Here is a 6040-nt window from a genome sequence, read left to right as displayed (position 1 = left end):
GTCCTCTCAGTCGGGCCTTCTCAGCCCAGGAGGTCCTTGAACAGATCGAACTGCTCGTCGACGAACGTGGTCCATTCGGCGGAGTCGCGGTAGACGACCAGGTTCCCGGCATCGGCCTGGAACTTCTGGTAGCTGTCGGAGTCGACGGCCTCCTTGACCGCGGCCTCGAGGGTCGACTTCACGTCGTCGGGCAGGCCCTGGGGGGCGTAGATGCCGCCCCAGCCGCCGAAGACGACGTTTTCACCGATGGCCTCTTCGACCGTCTCGACGTCTTCCGCGTCGGGGTGGCGCTCGTCGTTCATGACGGCGAGGATGCGCACCGCGTCGCCCTGCGCCAGAGCCTCGCCGAGACCCGAGACGGCCGCGACGGTCTCACCCGAGGCGGCTGCGGCGACGGCCGTCGCTCCGCCGTCGTAGGGCACCGGGGTGAACTCGGCGTCGGTCGCACTGCCGAGTCCGATGGTCGCCGCCTCCCAGATGGAGCCGGCGCCGGAGTTGGCGACGGTGACCGCACCGGCCTTCGCCTGGGTGACGAGGTCTTCGAGGGTCTCGATGCCGCTGTTCGCGCCGACCGTGACGACGCCGGGGGCGAGCATGATCTGGCCGAGCAGGTCGAAGTCGTCCGGCATCACGTTCGCGCCCTGCGTGGTGTTGAGCATCGCGATCTCGACGGGGGCGAATCCGATGACGTAACCGTCGGGATCCTGTGCGCCCACGTACTCCATCGCGAGAGCGCCGGCGGCACCGGGCATGTTCTCCGGGATGACGCTGACGTCGAGGATCTTCTCGAGCTCGGTGGCGAGCGCGCGAGACGAGAGGTCGGACCCTCCGCCGGGGTTGGCCTGGATGATGAGTCGGATGTCGTTCTCGGGGAAGGCCGATCCGGCCTCTTCGCCCTCTTCGACCTTGGTGCAGGCCGAGACGATGAGAGCGGTGGCTGCGAGGGCGGCGATCGCGGCAGCCGCCCGGGTGATGCGCTTGCGGGGCATCTTTGCTCCTCTACGTGGGTCGACCTTGTTGTCGACCCCCTGAGGCTAGCAGTGTTGACTGTTAACAGTCAACACTGACGCAGCCTCTCGATCGACGGACGCTCGCGCTCAGGTGCGGTCGGCGATCTCGGCGAGCATGCGCTCGCGGGCGCCGTCGAGGTGCTCGGACAGCACCTTCGCGGCCTGCGCGGGCTTTCCGCTGCGCATCACGTCCATGAGCTTGACGTGGTCGCCGGACGACTCGTGCAGGTCTTCGTCGTGGTTGATCGTGACCTCGAGCAGCGCGGTGAAGGTCGGGAGGTACTGGTTCCAGGCGCCCTCCAGACGGGGGTGGTCGGCGAGGGCATAGATCTGCGAGTGGAATTCGAGGTCGGCGGCGACGAAGGCCGCGTGATCACCGGCGTCCGCGGCCTCTCCCATGCGCCCGACGGCCGCCGCCATCGCGGTCCACCGGGAGTCGTCCTCGACGCGCATCGCCCGGGAGAGCGCGAGCTGCTCGAGCGCACCGCGCAGGCTGTACAGCTGATCGACATCGTCATGGGTGAGACCGACGATGTAGACGCCGCGGGGGCGCTGCACTTCGACGAGCTTCTCGAAGCTCAGCTGGGTCAGAGCGTCGCGCACGGGTCCGCGGCTGACCGAGAACTCCTCGGCCAGCGCCTCCTCGGTGATGCGTTCGCCGGGGGCGAGTTCGCCGCGCACGATGCGCTGGCGCAGGACTCGGGCCACCTGCGCGCCGAGGGATTCTCCACGCTTCACGGACTGCGTCATGGTGACCTCCTGTTAACTGTTGACAGGATACACACCGCTCTCCACGCTCGGCTTTCGTTCGAGGGCATGTCAGGATGAGAAACGACCGGGAGGGCGGGAGATGTTCGACGAGCGAAGGCGTCAGGAAGCGCTCGAGGAACTGGGGATCCTCGATACACCGCGCGATGAGCGCGTGGATCGGGTGGCACGACTGGCCAAGGAGATGTTCGGGGTCCCCATGGTGAGCGTCTCGCTCCTGGACCGCGACCGCCAGTGGCGCAAGTCCGAGATCGGACTCGGCGGCGATGAAGCCCCGCGGCAGGATTCCTTCTGCGACTACACCGTCCGGCAGGATCGGACCGTGATCGTCGAGGATGCGCTCACGACCGAGGTCTTCGCCGACAACCCATTCGTGGTGGGCGATCCGCACCTCCGCTTCTATGCCGGGCACCCGCTGCATGCGCCCGGCGGCGAGCCCATCGGAACTCTGTGCGTGCTCGACACCGAACCGCACACGCTGTCCGACGCCCAGCAGGGTCTGCTGCGAGACCTGGCGTTCTGGGTGCAGACGGAGCTCGCGAACGATGCCGAGCTCGACCACGCGGCCGTGATCCAGAGTGCGCTGCGTCCGCATTCGCATCCGGTCGTTCCCGGGTACACCATCGCCGGAGGTGCGGCGTCACGCGGCCGGCTTGCTGGCGACTTCTACGACCTCGGCATGCATGACGGCGCGCTGCGCGTGACCCTCGCCGACGCGATGGGCAAGGGCACAGGGCCGGCCCTCATCGCAGCGAGTGTCCGCGCTTCTCTGCGCACGGCTCCCGGACGCTCACTGGCGGCGGCGATCGCCGACGCCGACCGTCTGCTCGAGGAGGATCTTGCCGACACGGCGATGTTCGTCACAGCGGTGCACGCGGAACTCCGACCGGAGACCGGAGACCTCGAGCTGATCGACGCCGGCCACAGTCTCGCCTTCATCCTGCGCGCGGACGGCTCATGGGAGCACCTGCGCTCGACGAGCCTGCCGCTGGGAATGGGGATGGGGCTGCAGCCGCCCGAGATCCGCGAACCGCGGTTCGCCCACCTCGACCCCGGCGATGCGTTCGTGTGCTGCAGCGACGGACTGCTCGACGTGCTCGACGCCGACGACCCGTTCGCGCACGTCTACCGCGTGCTGACGACGCTAGGACCCGATGGCGCCATTCGCGAGGCTCTGCGGCTGGCCGACGACGATCGCGCCACCGACGACATCACCGTGGTCGTGGTGAGGCGTGACCGATGACCGTGCGCTTCGCAGTGATCCGCATCCTCGCGGTGCTGTCGGTGCTGCTGGGCGTGAACTACGTCGCCTGGCGCTGGCTCGAATCGGTGAACTGGTCCGCCTGGTGGATCGCGGTCCCGCTGGTTCTGGCCGAGACGTACAGCCTGATCGACACCATCCTCTTCTCTTCGACGATGTGGAAGGCCCGTACCAGGCCGACGCCGACGTCGCCGCCTGAGGGCACCGTCGACGTCTTCATCGCCACCTATGACGAACCGATCGAATTGGTGATGACCACGGCCCGCGCCGCCGCGCGGATCGCGTATCCGCACACGACGTGGGTACTCGACGACGGCTCCCGTCCCGAGCTCGAGGCCGCGGCGCGGGAAGCGGGAGTCGGATATCTCACGCGCTCCGCCGACTGGGCGGGTAAGCCACGGCACGCGAAGGCCGGCAACCTCAACAACGCGCTCTTCGAGACGGACGGGGAGTTCCTGCTGATCCTGGACGCCGATCAGATCCCCGACCCGTTGATCCTCCACCGCACCCTCGGCTACTTCGCCGACGATGAGGAGGTCGCCGTCGTCCAGACCCCGCAGTGGTTCGTGAACGTCGACGAAGCGGATCCGCTCGGCAGCCAGGCGCCGCTGTTCTACGGGCCGATCCAGCAGGGCAAGGACGGGTGGAACGCCGCGTTCTTCTGCGGATCGAATGCAGTTCTCCGTCGTGAAGCGCTGATGCAGCTCGGCATCATCGGCTACGTACGAGAGGTCACCGATTCGGCGGGCAAGGCGCTGCGGACGGCCGAGATCATGATCGACAAGGAGATGCGGGAGTCGTCGAGTGCCGAACTGTCGCGCGAGCTCTCCGTCCTCCAGATCGCCATCCGTCGCGGAATCCGCGATCTCGCAGCCGGCGTGCCCGTCGCCGACGTGGCGGACGAGGTCGGCGGGGCTGTCGAACGTGCCTCGCGCATCCTGGTGGCACAGGATCTGGCCGGGATCCGGGCCGACCTGGAGGAGCTGGGCGCGCTGCCCATCGCGCAGGATGCGGAGCTCGATGCCGTGATCGTCGACGAGGCGGGGCTCGCCGCTCTCGCCGAGTCCGATCTCTCTCCGATCACCGCTCTGGATGCCGTACGGGGGCTGCTCGACGCGCTTCGTCTGGACCGGGGCGAGGAAGCTCAGCCGATCCTGCCGCTGGCGACCATCTCCGTGACGGAGGACATGGCGACCGCAATGCAGCTGCACGCTCTCGGGTGGCGCAGCGTGTACCACCACGAGATCCTCGCCAAGGGACTCGCACCGGAGGATCTGCGCACCATGCTCACACAGCGTCTGCGCTGGGCGCAGGGCACGCTGCAGGTGATGCTGCGCGACAATCCACTGGTCAAGCGGGGGCTTTCGTTCGGTCAGCGGTTGATGTACTTCGCCACGATGTGGAGCTACCTCTCGGGGTTCGCCGCGATCGCGTACCTCGCCGCGCCGGTGATCTACCTGGTGTTCGGCGTGCTGCCGGTCACCGCGTGGTCTGTCGACTTCTTTGCGCGGTTCCTGCCCTATTTCCTCGTGAACCAGCTGCTGTTCCTCGTGGTCGCGAAGGGGGTGCGCACGTGGCGGGGCCAGCAGTACTCGCTCGCCCTGTTCCCGGTGTGGATACGCGCGTGCGTGACGGCTTTCGCCAACGTCGTCTTCCATCGCCCGCTCGCTTTCGCCGTCACCCGCAAGGATGGTCGCGATCCGCGGGGTGTGCCCTGGCGTGAGATCTGGCCGCAGCTGACCGCCATCGCCGTCCTGAGCGTGGCGCTCGTGATCGGCGTGACGCGGGTCCTACTGGGAACGGCCGACGGGGTCGGCACCCTCGTGAACACGGTCTGGGTCGTGTACGACCTCGTGGTCCTCAGCGTCATCATCCAGGCGGCCCGCTACCGCGGCCCGGCCGCCGTCCTGCTCGAGAAGGAGTCCCATGGAACTGTCCACTGACACCCGCGACGGGTACGCCGTGATCGCGCTCTCCGGGCGCCTCACCGCATCCGGAGCACCCCTGCTCCGCAACGCGGTCGGCGACCTGGTGACGGCCGGCGAGCCGCACATCGTGATCGACATGGCGGAGCTCGCCTTCGTCGATTCCTCCGGCCTCGGCGCTCTGGTCGGCGGTCTGAAGAGCGCGAGGGTCGCCGGCGGGGACTTGCGCATCGCCGCCGTGCCCGAGGCGGTGCGAACGGTCCTGCGGCTGACGAACCTGGATCGTGTGCTCCGTGACTACCCGACGCCCGAATCGGCGTTCGATGCCCGGTGAAGCCCGCGCCCGCGTGAGCGGACCCGCCGGGCTGGCGACGGTCGACGAGATCCTCGACACTCTCGAACGGTTGTGGTCGGATGCGCCGGGCTTACCGGCCGAGGACCGCACGGTGTTCGCCCTCGCGGTCAGCGAGATCGCGACCAACATGGTGCAGCACGGAGAGGTCACTGCCGCAGTGACGCTCTCCGTGGACCTCAGCCTCTCCTCCGACGAGCTGCGCGCCACACTGGTGGACACGGCTCCGCCCGCCTCGATCGACTGGCACGGTGTCGCGATGCCCGACGTGGACAGCGAGAGCGGCCGCGGGCTGGCTCTGGCGCGCGAAGTGCTCGATGGGTTCGTCCACACCTACGATGACCGCGGCAACACCTGGGTGCTGGTGCGCCGCGTCGGCATCAGCCGCTGAGTCGCGGGCAAGCGGGCGCGCCGACGCGCGGTATGTGGACTAGGCGCTCCCGCGCGGGTCCCAGAGCACGACCTCGGTCGAGCGACGGATGCGGCGGCCGGTCGGCATCGGGACGACCCCCGCGGAGCCGGCGGCGAACACGCGCACGCCGGGACGATTCTCGCGCTCGGTGCGCAGCGCGCCCTCGAGCACGGCGATGCGATCGCGCAGCATCCGGTTCTCGTCTTCGAGGTCCAGCAGGCGCGCGATCGCGGGAAGGCTCACGCCTTCGGAGGAGAGCTGGGCGACCTCGCGCAGCTGCTCGATGTTGCGAGGGGAATAGCGGCGGGAGCC

At 68.5% G+C, this 6040-nt stretch carries 7 protein-coding genes; 4 read left to right on the top strand and 3 right to left on the bottom strand.

The features are described 5' to 3' along the window. Positions 1 to 20: 20 nt before the first annotated feature. Together ACNPM4_RS03825 and ACNPM4_RS03820 are read right to left on the bottom strand one after the other, a co-directional pair. Positions 21 to 989 (bottom strand): tripartite tricarboxylate transporter substrate binding protein, encoded by a 969-nt coding sequence (locus ACNPM4_RS03825; RefSeq protein WP_029261341.1) that lies wholly within the window; start codon positions 987 to 989, stop codon positions 21 to 23. Positions 990 to 1097: 108 nt separating this feature from the next. Next, positions 1098 to 1760: a GntR family transcriptional regulator gene (locus ACNPM4_RS03820; protein ID WP_448984748.1), complete on the bottom strand. Its 663-nt coding sequence runs from the start codon at positions 1758 to 1760 to the stop codon at positions 1098 to 1100. 100 nt (positions 1761 to 1860) lie between these two features. On the opposite strand from ACNPM4_RS03820, the gene ACNPM4_RS03815 reads away from it, so the two are divergent. From ACNPM4_RS03815 to ACNPM4_RS03800, 4 genes are read left to right on the top strand one after another with little or no spacing between them, the layout of a single operon-like run. Continuing rightward, positions 1861 to 3021 (top strand): PP2C family protein-serine/threonine phosphatase, encoded by a 1161-nt coding sequence (locus ACNPM4_RS03815; protein WP_029261339.1) that lies wholly within the window; start codon positions 1861 to 1863, stop codon positions 3019 to 3021. After that, entirely contained in the window at positions 3018 to 4982 is a 1965-nt protein-coding gene (locus ACNPM4_RS03810) for a glycosyltransferase (protein WP_448984747.1), read from the top strand. Before ACNPM4_RS03815 ends, ACNPM4_RS03810 begins: the two co-directional genes overlap by 4 nt. After that, the gene (locus ACNPM4_RS03805) at positions 4966 to 5298 is read left to right on the top strand and encodes an STAS domain-containing protein (RefSeq protein ID WP_372467590.1); all 333 of its coding nucleotides are present in this window, start codon (positions 4966 to 4968) and stop codon (positions 5296 to 5298) included. Before ACNPM4_RS03810 ends, ACNPM4_RS03805 begins: the two co-directional genes overlap by 17 nt. Before the next feature lie 13 nt (positions 5299 to 5311). Then, complete coding sequence (locus tag ACNPM4_RS03800) at positions 5312 to 5707, top strand: ATP-binding protein (protein WP_448984746.1); 396 nt, start codon at positions 5312 to 5314, stop codon at positions 5705 to 5707. A 39-nt stretch (positions 5708 to 5746) separates the two neighbouring features. Here the strand turns inward: ACNPM4_RS03800 and ACNPM4_RS03795 are convergent. Further along, positions 5747 to 6040, bottom strand: a 294-nt coding sequence (locus ACNPM4_RS03795) for a MerR family transcriptional regulator (RefSeq protein WP_448984745.1), incomplete at its 5' end; no start/stop codon positions are given.

It is taken from the genome of Microbacterium umsixpiens (assembly GCF_053543675.1).
This window is presented reverse-complemented; position numbering and strand designations above follow the sequence as displayed.

What these genes read in the sequence shown, in the direction of transcription:
- ACNPM4_RS03810 (WP_448984747.1), top strand. Translation starts at nt 3,018, where the DNA reads ATGACCGTGCGCTTCGCAGTGATCCGCATCCTCGCGGTGCTGTCGGTG.
- ACNPM4_RS03820 (WP_448984748.1), bottom strand. Translation starts at nt 1,760, where the DNA reads ATGACGCAGTCCGTGAAGCGTGGAGAATCCCTCGGCGCGCAGGTGGCC.
- ACNPM4_RS03805 (WP_372467590.1), top strand. Translation starts at nt 4,966, where the DNA reads ATGGAACTGTCCACTGACACCCGCGACGGGTACGCCGTGATCGCGCTC.
- ACNPM4_RS03815 (WP_029261339.1), top strand. Translation starts at nt 1,861, where the DNA reads ATGTTCGACGAGCGAAGGCGTCAGGAAGCGCTCGAGGAACTGGGGATC.
- ACNPM4_RS03825 (WP_029261341.1), bottom strand. Translation starts at nt 989, where the DNA reads ATGCCCCGCAAGCGCATCACCCGGGCGGCTGCCGCGATCGCCGCCCTC.